General features: G+C 57.1%; 9 protein-coding genes and 1 rRNA gene. 6 read left to right on the top strand and 4 right to left on the bottom strand.

Annotated elements, in window-relative coordinates; translation table 11 throughout:
* The 5 genes from rrf to aceK all read left to right on the top strand — a co-directional run.
* Positions 1 to 112: ribosomal RNA gene (rrf, locus tag ACTJKZ_RS16125) — 5S ribosomal RNA — on the top strand; the annotation flags it as partial.
* A gap of 178 nt (positions 113 to 290) precedes the next feature.
* The gene (gene metA, locus ACTJKZ_RS16120) at positions 291 to 1,220 is read left to right on the top strand and encodes a homoserine O-acetyltransferase MetA (protein WP_010252696.1); all 930 of its coding nucleotides are present in this window, start codon (positions 291 to 293) and stop codon (positions 1,218 to 1,220) included.
* A gap of 263 nt (positions 1,221 to 1,483) precedes the next feature.
* Positions 1,484 to 3,082 carry a malate synthase A gene (aceB, locus tag ACTJKZ_RS16115; protein ID WP_161733475.1) on the top strand — a complete coding sequence of 533 codons (1,599 nt, stop codon included), beginning with the start codon at positions 1,484 to 1,486 and terminating at the stop codon, positions 3,080 to 3,082.
* Positions 3,083 to 3,099: 17 nt separating this feature from the next.
* A complete protein-coding gene (gene aceA, locus ACTJKZ_RS16110; protein WP_440829837.1) occupies positions 3,100 to 4,401 on the top strand; it encodes an isocitrate lyase in 1,302 nt (433 codons plus the stop codon).
* A 62-nt stretch (positions 4,402 to 4,463) separates the two neighbouring features.
* A complete protein-coding gene (aceK, locus tag ACTJKZ_RS16105) occupies positions 4,464 to 6,212 on the top strand; it encodes a bifunctional isocitrate dehydrogenase kinase/phosphatase (protein ID WP_222924731.1) in 1,749 nt (582 codons plus the stop codon).
* Here aceK and iclR read toward each other — a convergent pair.
* Positions 6,187 to 7,014, bottom strand: a complete 828-nt coding sequence (gene iclR, locus ACTJKZ_RS16100; protein ID WP_440829836.1) for a glyoxylate bypass operon transcriptional repressor IclR — start codon at positions 7,012 to 7,014, stop codon at positions 6,187 to 6,189. The genes aceK and iclR overlap by 26 nt on opposite strands.
* Positions 7,015 to 7,208: 194 nt before the next feature.
* On the opposite strand from iclR, the gene metH reads away from it, so the two are divergent.
* Positions 7,209 to 10,892 carry a methionine synthase gene (gene metH, locus ACTJKZ_RS16095; RefSeq protein WP_440829835.1) on the top strand — a complete coding sequence of 1,228 codons (3,684 nt, stop codon included), beginning with the start codon at positions 7,209 to 7,211 and terminating at the stop codon, positions 10,890 to 10,892.
* 320 nt (positions 10,893 to 11,212) lie between these two features.
* Here the strand turns inward: metH and ACTJKZ_RS16090 are convergent, their stop codons facing one another.
* Genes ACTJKZ_RS16090 through ACTJKZ_RS16080 form a run of 3 tightly spaced genes read right to left on the bottom strand, consistent with a single transcriptional unit; the run spans position 11,213 to position 14,690 of the window.
* Positions 11,213 to 13,303: a YjbH domain-containing protein gene (locus tag ACTJKZ_RS16090; protein WP_222924728.1), complete on the bottom strand. Its 2,091-nt coding sequence runs from the start codon at positions 13,301 to 13,303 to the stop codon at positions 11,213 to 11,215.
* Positions 13,303 to 14,046, bottom strand: coding sequence for a capsule biosynthesis GfcC family protein (locus ACTJKZ_RS16085; RefSeq protein WP_161733487.1), 744 nt, complete (start codon positions 14,044 to 14,046; stop codon positions 13,303 to 13,305). The genes ACTJKZ_RS16090 and ACTJKZ_RS16085 overlap by 1 nt, the downstream gene beginning before the upstream one ends.
* Entirely contained in the window at positions 14,043 to 14,690 is a 648-nt protein-coding gene (locus ACTJKZ_RS16080; protein WP_161733489.1) for a YjbF family lipoprotein, read from the bottom strand. Before ACTJKZ_RS16080 ends, ACTJKZ_RS16085 begins: the two co-directional genes overlap by 4 nt.
* Positions 14,691 to 14,713: the final 23 nt, after the last annotated feature.

The raw sequence follows: 14,713 nt of genomic DNA, 5'->3' as shown, positions 1-14,713 counted from the left end.
GCGGCTTTAGCGCGGTGGTCCCACCTGACCCCATGCCGAACTCAGAAGTGAAACGCCGTAGCGCCGATGGTAGTGTGGGGCCTCCCCATGCGAGAGTAGGGAACTGCCAGGCATCAAATAAGTGAAAAAGCCCCGCACGCAGTGCGGGGCTTTTTTACGTCTGTTGTTTGCCACGTTAAGCTGAAACATTTTCATTTTCTGCATCAAACCTCGACAATCTCTGCTGATCACTATAATGTTGGGCATCCAGATGTCTAAACGTTTATATGGTTGCGAGAGGTGAGCAGGTTATGCCAATCAGGGTTCCCGACGAATTACCGGCAGTGAATTTTTTGCGTGACGAAAATGTCTTTGTGATGACATCGTCGCGCGCCAGTGTTCAGGAGATCCGCCCGCTTAAAGTGCTCATACTGAATCTGATGCCGAAAAAGATCGAAACGGAGAATCAGTTTCTGCGTCTGCTTTCCAACTCGCCCTTACAGATCGATATTCAGCTGCTGCGCATCGACAGCCGCGAGTCACGCAATACGCCCACTGAACACCTCAACAACTTCTACTGCAATTTTGAAGATATCCAGCATGATAACTACGATGGCTTAATCGTGACAGGTGCACCACTCGGGCTGGTTGATTTTAATGATGTCGCTTACTGGCCACAGATTCAGCGCGTTCTGCACTGGGCAAATGAGCATGTCACCTCAACCCTGTTTGTCTGTTGGGCGGTTCAGGCCGCGCTTAACATTCTGTATGGCATCCCCAAGCAAACCCGGCATAACAAACTGTCTGGCGTCTATGAGCATCAGATACTGCATCCCCATGCGTTACTGACCCGTGGTTTTGATGATAATTTCCTCGCACCGCACTCACGCTATGCTGATTTTCCCACTCATTTGATTACGGATTACACCGATCTTGAGCTGTTTGCTGAATCGGAACAAACCGGTGCCTATCTGATGGCGAGTAAAGACAAACGTCTGGTGTTTGTTACCGGTCACCCGGAATATGATGCCCTGACATTGTCTGGTGAGTATCATCGCGATTATGAAGCGGGGGTGAATCCGGAAGTCCCTTATAACTATTTCCCGCAGGATAATCCGGTATTGCCACCCCGCGCCACCTGGCGCAGTCACGGCAATCTGCTGTTCTCGAACTGGCTCAACTACTACGTTTACCAGATCACGCCGTTCGATCTGCGTCACATGAACCCAACGCTGGAATAGTCCCGTCTGAAGATCAACGGAACCGTGTTAGCCGATGGCAACACGGTTTTTTTTCGCCTTCATAACGTTAAATGAAAGCGATTCCTTTAATGGATGAAAATTTTATTTCTGATAAAACATAGGGATAAGTTGATTCTTATTTAAAAATGGAAATAGCTTTTGATTTATAAAAATAAATGATTATGCTCTGATCCTGTCGCTCACAAAACGAACACCGTGTGGATCCGCTGCATTCGATCCTTTGAATACAGGAGAAAGCCAGCATGACAGACTCAGTGATCAGCCATACCCTCTCTTTCAGCCAGCCCTTTAATCATGCCGAACAGCAGCTGTTAACGCCCGAGGCCGTCTCTTTCTTAGAGGGGCTGATTGCACGCTTTGCACCACAACGCGACGTGCTGTTGTCGGCTCGCCAGCAACGTCAGCGTCGATATGACGAGGGCTATCTTCCAGACTTCGATATGGAAACCGCTTCCATAAGAGCCAGCGCGTGGCGTATTCAACCCATTCCGGCAGATTTAAAAGATCGTCGGGTTGAGATCACCGGTCCACCCGAGCGAAAAATGGTGATTAATGCCCTGAATTCAAACGTAAAGGTTTTTATGGCCGACTTTGAGGATTCGCTGTCACCGGAGTGGTCAAAGCTGATTGACGGGCAGCTTACTCTGCGCGAAGCAGTGCTGGGTACGCTGAGTTACACCAGCGACACTGGCAAAATTTATCAGCTCGGCGCTAATCCAGCGGTGCTGATGTGTCGGGTTCGCGGCCTGCATCTGTCAGAAAAACATGTCAGCTGGCAGGGCGAGGCGATTCCGGGTGGGCTGTTTGATTTCGCGCTCTATTTCTTCCACAACGTCCGTCCTTTACTGGCTAAGGGCAGCGGACCTTACTTCTATCTGCCTAAGACTGAGAGCTGGCAGGAGATCGCATGGTGGCGTGAGATCTTTAGCTTCAGCGAGGATCAGTTCGATCTGCCGCGCGGCACGATCAAAACGACAGTGCTGATCGAAACCTTACCCGCCGTGTTTCAGATGGATGAGATCCTGTGGAATCTGCGCGATCACATTGTGGGCCTCAACTGTGGCCGCTGGGACTACATCTTCAGCTACATCAAAACCCTGAAACAACATGCGGATCGCGTACTGCCGGATCGCCAGTCTGTCACCATGTCTCAGCCGTTTCTGGATGCTTACTCGCGCCTGCTGATTAAAACCTGTCATCGCCGGGGCGCTTTTGCGATGGGCGGGATGTCTGCGCTGATCCCCGCTAAAGATCCGACGCGCAATGCCTGGGTGCTGCAGCGCGTAACGGAAGATAAAGAGCGGGAGGCGGACAACGGGCATGACGGCACCTGGATTGCGCATCCGGGCCTGGCAGATACCGCCATGGCGGTCTTCAATGCTGCGCTGGGTGACCGGCCGAATCAGCTGCATATTCTGCGCGAAGAAGATGCCCCCATCACGGCGGAGCAGTTACTGGCGCCCTGCCAGGGCGAGCGCACTGAAGCCGGAATGCGCGCCAATATCCGCGTCGCACTGCAATATCTTGAAGCGTGGATTAGCGGCAACGGCTGTGTGCCAATTGACGGACTGATGGAGGATGCCGCGACTGCTGAGATCGCACGCACCTCAATCTGGCAATGGATTCGTCACCAGCAAATGCTGAGCAGTGGCCAGCAGGTCACGGCCGAACTGTTTCTGCGCTGGCTGAATGAAGAGCTGCATCTGCTGCAAAACGCGCTGGGCGAAGCCCGTTTTAGTGCCGGTCGCTATGACGACGCGGCACAGTTGATGGCGCAGATCACTACCGAACGCGAGCTGGTTTCCTTTCTTACCCTGCCAGGCTACCGCCTGATCCCCTGAACAGAGGAGCTATTGCCATGACACGTACTCAACAGATAGATCAACTGGAACAACTCTGGCAGACCGCACGCTGGCAGGGCATTACCCGCCCTTACAGCGCAGCAGAGGTTGTCAATCTGCGCGGTTCTGTTCTTCCCGCCTGTACGCTGGCAGAGCGCGGTGCGGAAAAGTTATGGGCGCTGCTGAACGGGGAGGCGAAGAAAGGGTACATCAACAGTCTGGGTGCGCTCAGCGGCGGGCAGGCACTGCAGCAGGCCAAAGCGGGCATTGAAGCAATTTACCTTTCTGGCTGGCAGGTGGCTGCGGATGCCAACGTGGCAGGGCAGATGTATCCCGATCAGTCTCTCTACCCGGTGAACTCGGTGCCGGAAGTGGTGACCCGCATTAATCAGACCTTTCAGCGTGCCGATCAGATTCAGTGGTCCAGTGGCATCGAAAAGGATGACAGCCGGTACACCGATTTCTTCCTGCCGATTGTTGCCGATGCGGAAGCCGGTTTTGGCGGCGTACTCAATGCGTATGAGCTGATGAAGGCGATGATTCAGGCGGGCGCGGCTGCGGTCCACTTCGAAGATCAGCTGGCGGCGGTAAAAAAATGCGGTCACATGGGCGGTAAAGTGCTGGTACCGACTCAGGAAGCGATTCAGAAACTGGTGGCGGCACGGCTGGCTGCGGATGTAATGGGCGTACCCACCGTGTTGCTGGCCCGCACTGACGCCGACGCCGCTGACCTGATTACCTCAGACTGCGATGAATACGATCGTCCCTTTATCCCTGGTGACCGGACGGCAGAAGGCTTTTTCCGCACCCACGCTGGCATTGAACAGGCGATCAGCCGCGGGCTGGCCTATGCACCTTATGCTGACATCCTGTGGTGCGAAACCTCGACGCCGGATCTGGCGATGGCACAGCGCTTTGCCGACGCCATTCATGCGCGCTTCCCGGGCAAACTGCTGGCTTACAACTGCTCACCGTCGTTCAACTGGAAGAAGAACCTCGACGATCGCACCATCGCGACGTTCCAGCAGGCGCTCAGCGACATGGGCTATCGCTTCCAGTTCATCACGCTGGCGGGCATCCACAGCATGTGGTTCAACATGTTCGATCTGGCGCATGCCTACGCCCAGGGCGAAGGCATGCGTCACTACGTGGAAAAAGTGCAGCAGCCTGAGTTCGCTGCCCGCGATCGCGGTTACAGCTTCTCGTCACATCAGCAGGAAGTGGGCACCGGCTATTTCGATCAGGTGACCAACATCATTCAGGGCGGTAAGTCTTCAGTCACCGCGCTTACCGGTTCGACCGAAGAGCATCAGTTCTGACGCTTCTTCTATGACGGATTCCCCGCCCGCACCACGTGGGCGGTCATTGACCGGAGCTGACTATGCCGCCACGCGAATCTCTGATCGCCCACACTATCCTGCAGGGTTTTGATGCGCAGTATGGCCGCTTTCTGGATATTACGGCCGGGGCGCAGCAGCGGTTCGAGCAGGCGGATTGGCAGGCAGTGCAGCATGCCATGAAGGCCCGCATTCATCTCTATGATCATCACGTCAGCCTGGTGGCCGATCAGCTGCGGGTGCTGAATGGCGCGGCCAGCTGGGATGAGATTTTCTGGCTGCGGGTCAAGGATCACTATCAAAGCCTGCTGCCTGGCTATCCACGGCATGAGATCGCTGAAAGCTTCTTTAACTCGGTTTACTGCCGGTTGCATGGACATACTGACCTGCAACCGGATCGGCTATTTATCTTCAGCTCCCAGTCCCAGACCGCACCAATCACACCTTTGAGGCCGTTGTCGCGCCATTATCAGCCGGAGCGGGGCTGGCGGGCATTAGTGGATCAGGTGCTGGGAGATTTACCGCTGACGCTGCCGTGGCAGCACCGCGCGCGCGATGTCGGCTGGATTGTCCGCCACCTGCAGTCGTATTTCCCCCGGCTGGATCAGGGCTGGCTGGAGGTCAACAGTGAACTCTTCTATCGCAACAAAACCGCCTGGCTGGTGGCGCGCCTGCATCTGCCGGAGGGCATTTTTCCCTGTCTGCTGCCGATACAGCGCACTGAAAGTGGCGAGCTGTGGATCGACACCTGCCTGACCGATGTGAATGACGCCAGCATTGTCTTTGGTTTTGCCCGTGCCTATTTCATGGTGTATGCCCCGGTGCCTGCGGCGCTGGTGGCCTGGCTGCAACCGATTCTGCCCGGCAAAACGCTGGCGGAACGCTATATGGCGATTGGCTGCCAGAAGCACGGTAAAACCGAAAGCTATCGCGAATATCTTCAGGCGCTGGCAGAGAGTGAGACGGCCTTTGAGATCGCGCCTGGCGTGCGGGGCATGGTGATGCTGGTCTTCACGCTGCCGGGCTTTGACTGGGTGTTCAAGGTGATAAAGGATCAATTCGCGCCGCAAAAAGAGGTGACGGAAGCGCAGGTCCGCGCCTGTTATCAGCAGGTCAAAGAGCACGATCGCGTGGGTCGGATGGCGGATACGCAGGCGTTCGAGCAGTTTGTGCTGCCACTGTCGCGTATCTCACCGGCGCTGCTGACGGAACTCCACGCCTGCGTGGCAGAAAAGCTGCATATCGAAGGTGATCGCCTGATCATTCGTCACCTGTGGCTGGAGCGTCGTATGCAGCCGCTTAACCTCTACCTGGCGCAGGCCAGCGACGCTGAGCGACGACACGCCATTGAAGAGTATGGCCACGCGATTAAACAGCTGGCAGCCGCCAACATATTTCCTGGCGACATGCTGTTTAAAAACTTCGGCATAACCCGTCATGGCCGGGTGATTTTCTACGATTACGATGAGATCCGCCCGATGCAGGCGCTGAATTTCCGCGAGGTGCCCGCGGCGCGCTATGAGGAAGATGAACTTAGCGCTGAGCCGTGGTACAGCGTCGGACCGGATGATGTCTTCCCGGAAACCTTCCGCTATGCGTTATGCAGTGAAGCCGCGACTGGCGCCTTACTGCTACAACTGCATCCGGAGATATTCGACGCCCGCTGGTGGCGCGCGCAGCAGCAGCGCCTCGCTCATGGCCATGTTGAAGAGGTCATCGCCTGGCGGCAGACGCAGCGTTTCAGCGTCTGCTACGCGTCAGAGGCTATTAACGGCCGCTGTACGCCAGCGTAACCTGACGCGCTTCGCGGATGACTAGCGCACCTAATTCCGTAATCCGATCGTCTGTCATGCGAGCGATAGGGCCGGAAATCGAGAGCGCGGCAAACGCCTCGCCATGTTCATCGTAGATGGGCGCGGCGACACAGCGCAGTCCAAGTGCATGCTCTTCATCATCCAGCGAAAAGCCCGCTTTGCGTACCTGCGCCAGATTCTCTTTCAGGCTCTGCGGCGACATCAGGGTCTTTGGCGTGTAGTAATGCAATCCTTTCTGATGCAGCAGGGTGGTAACCTGTTCATCACCCAGATGCGCCAGAAACGCTTTGCCTGCGCCTGACGCATGCATCGGCAGCTTGCCGCCTATCGGCGCGGACATCCGCATCAGCTGGGTGCACTGTACCTGATCAATGATCACCGCCTGGTGGTCACTGAGATCCAGCACCGCCAGATTTACCGTTTCACCGGACTGCTCCATCAGGCTCCGCAGCACCGGGTGGACCAGCGCCAGCAGATTCCGGCTTTGCAGGAAACTGCTGCCGACCACAAAGGCATGCGCGCCGATTGTCCACAGTCCGAGATCGCCCACCTGACGGACAAAACCCTGCTGTTGCATGGTGCTGAGCAGGCGATGCGTGGTGGAGTTGGGCAGGCCCGCCTGCTGTGCCAGCTCGGTCAGCGCCACGCTGCCATGTGAGTCAGCAATCAGCTCCAGCAATGTCAGGCCGCGCGTCAGCGATTGAACCTGACCGCCCGCAGGTGCGGCGACAGGGGTGCCGCGGGGTTTCTTACCGCGTTTAACGGGAACGGGCGTTGCCATCGTTGTCTCTCCTTTTGCATTGTGGAAATCATTTTCGTTTTAATCACACCGTTTGCAAATGCTGGTTTTCTGGTCAGACCTGTATGGCCATGGCTGGAACCTGTCGCAGAAGAGGTTACTTTGTCGCCAGAGAGGCTTGTGCCAGAATGAAAAACAGGGTTTTCCGCCAGCAGACTGACGTGAATGGGGCAACAGTGAGCACTAAAATCGACGCGCTACATCAGCAGCTCGCACAACGCATTATGGTGTTGGATGGCGGCATGGGCACCATGATCCAGAGCTACCGGCTGGAGGAAGAGGATTATCGTGGCAGCCGTTTTGCTGACTGGCCCTGCGATCTCAAAGGCAACAACGATCTTCTGGTACTGAGTAAACCGTCGGTGATCCGCGAGATCCACGACGCTTATCTGGCTGCCGGTGCGGATATCCTCGAAACCAACACCTTCAACGCCACGTCGATTGCGATGGCGGATTACCAGATGGAAAGCTTGTCGGCGGAGATCAATTTCGAAGCGGCCCGGCTGGCGCGCGTCTGCGCCGATGCGTGGACGGCGAAAACGCCGGATCGTCCGCGTTACGTTGCGGGTGTGCTCGGCCCGACTAACCGCACCTGCTCGATCTCACCCGACGTTAATGATCCTGCTTATCGCAACGTCACCTTTAATCAGCTGGTGGAGGCGTACCGCGAATCGACTCGTGCGCTGGTGGAGGGCGGTGCTGACCTCATCATGATCGAAACGGTGTTCGATACGCTGAATGCCAAAGCGGCTGTCTATGCGGTGAAGACCGAGATGGACGCGCTGGGTGTGAAGCTGCCGCTGATGATCTCCGGCACCATCACTGACGCCTCCGGCCGGACGCTCTCCGGTCAGACCACTGAAGCGTTTTACAACTCCCTGCGTCATGCCGAACCGCTCTCTTTTGGCCTGAACTGCGCGCTGGGACCGGATGAGCTGCGTCAGTATGTGGCGGAGCTGTCGCGCATCGCCGAGGGCTACGTCACTGCCCATCCCAATGCGGGTCTGCCCAATGCCTTTGGCGAATACGATCTCGATGCGGCACTGATGGCGGAGCAGATTAAGGAATGGGCCACCTCGGGCTTCCTGAACATTATTGGCGGCTGCTGTGGCACTACGCCGAAACATATTGAAGCTATGGTCGCGGCGGTTGAAGGCGTCGCGCCGCGCAGGTTGCCGGTGATTCCAATGGCCTGTCGCCTTTCCGGTCTGGAGCCGCTGAACATCACCGCTGAGTCGCTGTTTGTTAACGTCGGTGAGCGCACCAACGTCACCGGCTCAGCAAAATTTAAGCGGCTGATTAAAGAAGAGAAGTACAACGAAGCGCTGGAGGTGGCGTTGCAGCAGGTGCAGAGCGGCGCGCAGATCATCGATATCAACATGGATGAAGGGATGCTCGACGCCGAGGCGGCGATGGTGCGCTTCCTGAATCTGATTGCGGGTGAACCCGATATTGCCCGCGTGCCGATTATGATCGACTCCTCGAAATGGGCGGTGATTGAGAAAGGGCTGCAGTGCATTCAGGGCAAAGGAATTGTGAATTCGATTTCGATGAAAGAGGGGGAAGCGGCCTTTATCCATCATGCGCGCCAGGTCCGGCGTTACGGCGCGGCGATGGTGGTCATGGCATTTGACGAAGTGGGCCAGGCAGATACCCGCGCCCGTAAAATCGAAATCTGTCGCCGCGCTTACCGGATCCTGACCGAACAGGTCGGCTTTCCGCCGGAAGATATCATTTTTGATCCCAACATCTTTGCGGTTGCCACCGGCATCGACGAGCACAACAACTACGCGATGGATTTCATCGGTGCCTGTGAAGACATCAAGCGTGAACTGCCCCATGCGATGATTTCCGGCGGCGTCTCCAACGTCTCGTTTTCCTTCCGTGGCAACGACCCGGTGCGTGAAGCGATACACGCGGTGTTCCTCTACTACGCCATCCGAAATGGCATGGATATGGGCATCGTCAACGCAGGCCAGCTGGCCATCTATGACGATCTGCCGGCAGAACTGCGCGAGGCGGTAGAGGATGTGATCCTTAACCGACGGGATGATGGCACCGAGCGGCTGCTGGCGCTGGCGGAGAAATATCGTGACGGCAAAAGCGAGGGTGCGCAGGACAAGCAGCTCGCCGAGTGGCGCAGCTGGGACGTGGTGAAGCGGCTCGAATATTCGCTGGTCAAGGGCATCACGGAGTTTATCGAGCAGGATACCGAAGAGGCGCGCCAGCAGGTGCCCCGTCCGATAGAGGTGATTGAGGGGCCGCTGATGTCCGGCATGAACGTGGTCGGCGACCTGTTCGGCGAAGGCAAAATGTTCCTGCCGCAGGTGGTGAAATCGGCGCGCGTGATGAAGCAGGCGGTGGCGTATCTGGAGCCGTTCATCGAAGCCAGCAAAGAAGCAGGGCGCAGCAACGGTAAAATCGTGCTGGCCACCGTCAAAGGCGACGTGCATGACATCGGCAAGAATATTGTCGGCGTGGTGTTGCAGTGTAATAACTACGAAATTATCGACCTTGGCGTGATGGTGCCGGGCGAGAAAATCCTCAAAACAGCGCGTGAAGTGAAGGCAGACATCATCGGCCTGTCAGGGCTGATTACGCCGTCGCTGGATGAGATGGTCAATATGGCGAAAGAGATGGAGCGTCAGGGCTTTACCTTACCGCTGCTGATTGGCGGCGCGACCACCTCGAAGGCGCATACTGCCGTCAAAATTGAGCAGCACTACAGCGGCCCGACGGTCTACGTGCAGAACGCCTCTCGCACCGTTGGCGTGGTGTCGTCGCTGCTCTCCGCCACATTAAAAGACGATTTTGTCGCCCGAACGCGCAAAGAGTACGAAACCGTGCGCATCCAGCATGCACGTAAAAAGCCGCGCACGCCGCCGGTCTCGCTACAGATGGCGCGCGATAACGCCACTTCAATTGACTGGGAGAGTTACACACCGCCGGTGCCGCATCGACCTGGTGTCAGTCAGGTGGAGGCCAGCATTGCCACGCTGCGCCACTACATCGACTGGACGCCGTTCTTTATGACCTGGTCGCTGGCGGGTAAATATCCCCGTATTCTGGAGGATGAGGTGGTGGGTGAGGCGGCGCAGCGTCTGTTTGCCGATGCCAGTGCGATGCTCGACAGATTAAGTGAGGCGTCGCTGCTGAAGCCGCGTGGCGTGGTCGGTATTTTCCCGGCTAACCGGGTTGGTGATGATATCCATATTTACCGTGACGAGCGACGCGATGAAATTTTGTGTGTGAGTCATCACTTACGTCAGCAGACCGAGAAAACCGACTTCGCTAACTATTGTCTGGCGGATTTTGTGGCCCCAAAAACCGCCGGAAAAGCGGATTATCTCGGCGCGTTCGCAGTGACAGGCGGACTGGAGGAGGATGCGCTGGCGGAGGCCTATGATCGTCAGCACGATGACTACAACAAGATTATGGTGAAAGCGCTGGCTGACCGTCTGGCGGAAGCCTTTGCTGAATATCTGCACGAGCGGGTGCGTAAGGTGATTTGGGGCTTTGCGCCCAACGAAAATCTCAGCAATGAAGCGCTGATTCGCGAAAATTATCAGGGAATACGTCCGGCGCCAGGCTATCCGGCCTGCCCGGATCACACTGAAAAAGCTGCCATCTGGCGTCTGCTGGCAGTGGAAGAGCAGACCGGCATCAAACTGACCGAATCCTTTGCCATGTGGCCGGGCGCGGCGGTGTCCGGCTGGTACTTCAGCCATCCTGACAGCCGCTATTTCGCCGTGGCGCAGATTCAGCGTGATCAGGTGGAAGATTACGCAGCACGCAAAGGGATGTCGGTCACGGAAGTGGAGCGCTGGCTGGCGCCGAATCTCGGCTACGATGCGGATTAAATAAAAAAGCGGCCGGGGGCCGCTTGAAGGGAGGGGAATCAACTCGGGCCCTGTCAGCTGTGATATCGAGCCAGCGCAGGAAACACGGTCAGATTCACCCTGTTTCGGCTTTTTTTCAGCGGTCTGAAGCGTTCAGATGGTCGCCTGAAACGCGCCGGAGTCAAAGCGATGGGAGCATACGCCCGGAGTAAAGCATCGCGGGCCAGGGATGGCCCGCGCTGAGCATGCCACGGATGGCGTTTTTGCGTCTTTACGCAGGGCGTTTGCTCCCTGAGCCTGCTTCTGTAAACAGCGTTGAGCGGCCCGAAAGCCGCCTCTGCTTAGTTAAAGCGCGCGTCGCGATCGGACGTCAGATCATACAGCTGGTACTTACGACCCAGCATCTGACCGCCATCACGCGTCAGCGGCACCCAGTTGACCTGCGCGCGACCGCGTGTTGGCGTCACGGTGAACAGATCCATCGGCACGGAGATATAGAAGCCTTTGGTGAAGTCACCCTCGCCATACTCTTCCGACGACACGTTGGTTTTGGTGGCATAAACACCGACCATCACGCCGCTGTCGAAGCGCTTCGACACATCGACCGTCACGCCTTTATCTTTTGCCAGATACTGTCCTACGCTGGTTTTCACCAGCACATCCTGCATGAACCACGGACGCCAGTAACCGGTCAGGTTGCCAGTGGTCGCTTTATAGCGGTTAAACTGCATCATATTGTCCCAGTCACGCTGACGGACGTAGTTGGCATCGACACCTACCGCCCAGTTCGCATCGACCGGACGATAAAGCAGCTCGCCGCCCACGCCGCCGTACATCGTCTCCAGATAGCCGCCGTAGACCTGACCATAGAAGCCGTTACCGAGGTGGCCCATATAGTTCGCCTGCAGATCATTGACATAAACGTTGTTCTCAACGTAATCGCGGATATGAGTACGCACGCGCGGCAGCGAAGAGTCCGCCGGTGCGCCGTTGTAGTTGAACTTGTCGTAGTTGTTGGCGAGATTACCAAACAGACTGCCGCCCACCAGCAGGTGATCCGTCAGCCAGTAATCCGCATTGGCCATGACGCCAACCTGATACATGTAGAAGCTTTCCGGGCCACCCACCGACTGATTCAGCACCGGCGACAGGCTGTAGTTCAGCCGATCTTTACGGATAAACATACCCTGCTCAGTGTTACCCGGATCGATCGGTTCTTTGCGGGTCTGTTGCAGCGGCTGCTCGTGGCCCAGCGGGTAGCCTTCCAGCTCGTTACGCAGACTGGCAACTTTCGTTTCAGTGGTCACCTGCGGCATGTTAAAGCGCGACTCGGTCACATTAATGGTGTCAATGCCGTCCGGCAGGTGGTTCATGATAATGCGATTAGCGCGATCCACCCCTTCACGGGTATCACGGTACTTCGTCTGCTCGCCTGACACATACAACGTGTGGCCCTGAGTCTGAATCCGCGGACCATCAAGACCCGCGTTGTATTTCAGATCGGTCAGCTGAGTGCCGACTACCGTCGGCTCCAGCAACGGCGGCTGCGGCTGTGGATTATAGGCCGGCTTCTCGCTGTCGATGTGCGCCTGACGCAAATCATTGAAGTTGGTACGGATGGTGACACCAAACATAAACGTATTGCCGCGTTCGTAGCTGGCGTTGATGTCAGCCCAGTCGGTCACACGATAAATCGCGCCGACGTTGAGCTTGCTGCGCTGATCAAGGCGGCCAGCAAAGTCATTCTGGTAGTCGTTGCCCTCATACTCCATCTTGAGTCGCAGCGGCTGCCAGGGCGTCTGATACTCCACGCCGCCGAAAAATGCTGTCGGACCGTGGAACATCTGCGAGCCATTGATGGAACCCGCTTCGCCTACCTGTGGACGTTGGCAATAGCTGTCGCTGTAGGAGCAGAACGGGTTCTTCACGGTGCCGCTATTGCCGAGATAGCCCCAGCCGAGGCCCAGGGTGAAGTCGAACGGTCCCCAGGCTTTGGTTCCCACCACATATTCACTGTCGAACAGGCCGGTACCACCGAGATCGCGCGTTCCCACCGCCACTTCCGGCAGCCAGAAGCCTTCCTGCCACAGACGCAGTTTCAGGTCGAAGGCTTTATCCTTATAGCTCTGCGTGCCGCTGAATTCTGACACCGCACTGTACTGCCGGGTGCGCACGTCGGTATAACGCACGGTCGTCTCCAGCCAGGGAAAGAGCTGCAGTGACGCAGAGTAGTAGCGGTACTGATCGTTGTCGCGCGCATTGAGGCTGAACTCGCCTTCTCTGGACATGCGCGCTGTCGGCACCTGCATCAGGCCCACACCACCGAAATCAGATTGTGACGGGCCCACCGGCGCGGGGAAGGTGTCGGCCTGCGCCTGACAGGCTGCCGCCACGGAAACAGCCAACAGGCTGAAGAGATAACGTTTTTTCATCAGTCTGGTATCCGGTGAGTCAGTACGGAAAGGATGCGATCGTTCAGATCTTCATAGCTGCCTGGCAGGCTCCATGAGGAAAAGCCGAGCCAGATAACGCTGCCTGGCTCCACTTCCGCGTGGCGATGATTCCAGTATGCAACCGGCACCTGCTGTGTGGCGCCGGAAGGCGCAATCACCGTGACAAAATTGCGTTCTGCGCCGGAGAGTGACGGGTGACCCTCCAGATAGTCGCGTACTGATTTACCCGGCTGCCAGCTCACTTTGCCTGCACCGCTTAATGCGCCGAGCAGCAGCACTGAATCGGATGGCGCCTGCAGCCAGAGGTCATAGCTACCTTCCAGCCGACGGTTGTCCGCCGGATGGAGACGGATCCAGTCCGGGTCAAGCGGGGTGAACTGGCGACCTGTCACGTTGATGGCGCTCAGCTGGCGGATGACCTCAGCAATGGCCGCCGCCCTATCGCCACTGCTGTCAGCACGCCAGGCACGTAACGCGCCCAGCGTCTGTTGATATTGCTGCTGTGCGACGGCGCTGGCACCGCGCTCGGCAATAACGGTACGGCGCCAGTCCGTGTTGGTCTGCAGCGGAGGCAGTGTCACCAGCTGTGACAGATCCGCGATCTGGCTCAGCTCAGCCTGACCGCCGTTGTGCGGAGCATGAACGATAACCTGCGCAGTCGCCTGCGCTTCTGCGGCGCTGAACAGGCTCAGCCCGGCCAGCAAAATAGTGATTTTTTTCATGATTTCGCCGGCTTCAGAATAGTGATATCGACAGGGAAGGCATCGGCCGCCAGCATCTGATGGGCCTGCACCACATCACCGCTGCTGTTGTCGATCCAGAAGGTGTTCTCCCACTCGCGGTTACTGCTATCGATGCTTACCTGCTCATGCCAGACACGGCACGGAATGCGGTTGCCCGCCACGGTCAGCACTTCGTCGGTGCCACGCTGGAAGGTGGAGCGCACGGTCGCGCCGCGAACCTTGCCCTGCTCGGTCCACTGCACAATGCGGGTCCAGCCTGCGCCATTGCTGATATGCAGGCTGTCAGCAAGCGGATCCTGTTGCAGATTGCTGACGCTCAGCAGGTTATCCGGTAAGCCCAGGGTTTTAACCAGGCGGCCGTGCTGTGTCACCAGCATCGCCTGATCCTGCGTAACCCATTTCTGCTGCCCCTTCTCGTTGTAGCCCAGCACCACAAAAATGCGCGGACCCTCATTCAGACGAGCATAGAGACTGGCATAGGGAAGATTGTTGACCTGTTGATCGGTGACGGTCACGTCATCCGGACCGTTAACCGCGAGCAGCAAAGTCTGTTCAAGACCTTTTTGCGTTTGTGTACAGGCCTGCAGCAGCAGGCAAGCGAGCAGCAGAGGAAGTCGGCGCACTGTGTGTCCCTGATAAGTCATGC

The sequence above is a fragment of the Pantoea sp. 22096 genome, from assembly GCF_052045955.1.
Classification (GTDB): Bacteria; Pseudomonadota; Gammaproteobacteria; order Enterobacterales; family Enterobacteriaceae; genus Pantoea; species Pantoea alfalfae.
The sequence above is the reverse complement of the archived record's forward strand: the minus strand, read 5'-3'. Positions and strand labels throughout refer to the sequence as shown.

Excerpts from the sequence above, each read along its gene's own strand:
- metA (WP_010252696.1), top strand. The coding sequence starts at position 291 with ATGCCAATCAGGGTTCCCGACGAATTACCGGCAGTGAATTTTTTGCGT.
- aceB (WP_161733475.1), top strand. The coding sequence starts at position 1,484 with ATGACAGACTCAGTGATCAGCCATACCCTCTCTTTCAGCCAGCCCTTT.
- aceA (WP_440829837.1), top strand. The coding sequence starts at position 3,100 with ATGACACGTACTCAACAGATAGATCAACTGGAACAACTCTGGCAGACC.
- aceK (WP_222924731.1), top strand. The coding sequence starts at position 4,464 with ATGCCGCCACGCGAATCTCTGATCGCCCACACTATCCTGCAGGGTTTT.
- iclR (WP_440829836.1), bottom strand. The coding sequence starts at position 7,014 with ATGGCAACGCCCGTTCCCGTTAAACGCGGTAAGAAACCCCGCGGCACC.
- ACTJKZ_RS16090 (WP_222924728.1), bottom strand. The coding sequence starts at position 13,303 with ATGAAAAAACGTTATCTCTTCAGCCTGTTGGCTGTTTCCGTGGCGGCA.
- ACTJKZ_RS16085 (WP_161733487.1), bottom strand. The coding sequence starts at position 14,046 with ATGAAAAAAATCACTATTTTGCTGGCCGGGCTGAGCCTGTTCAGCGCC.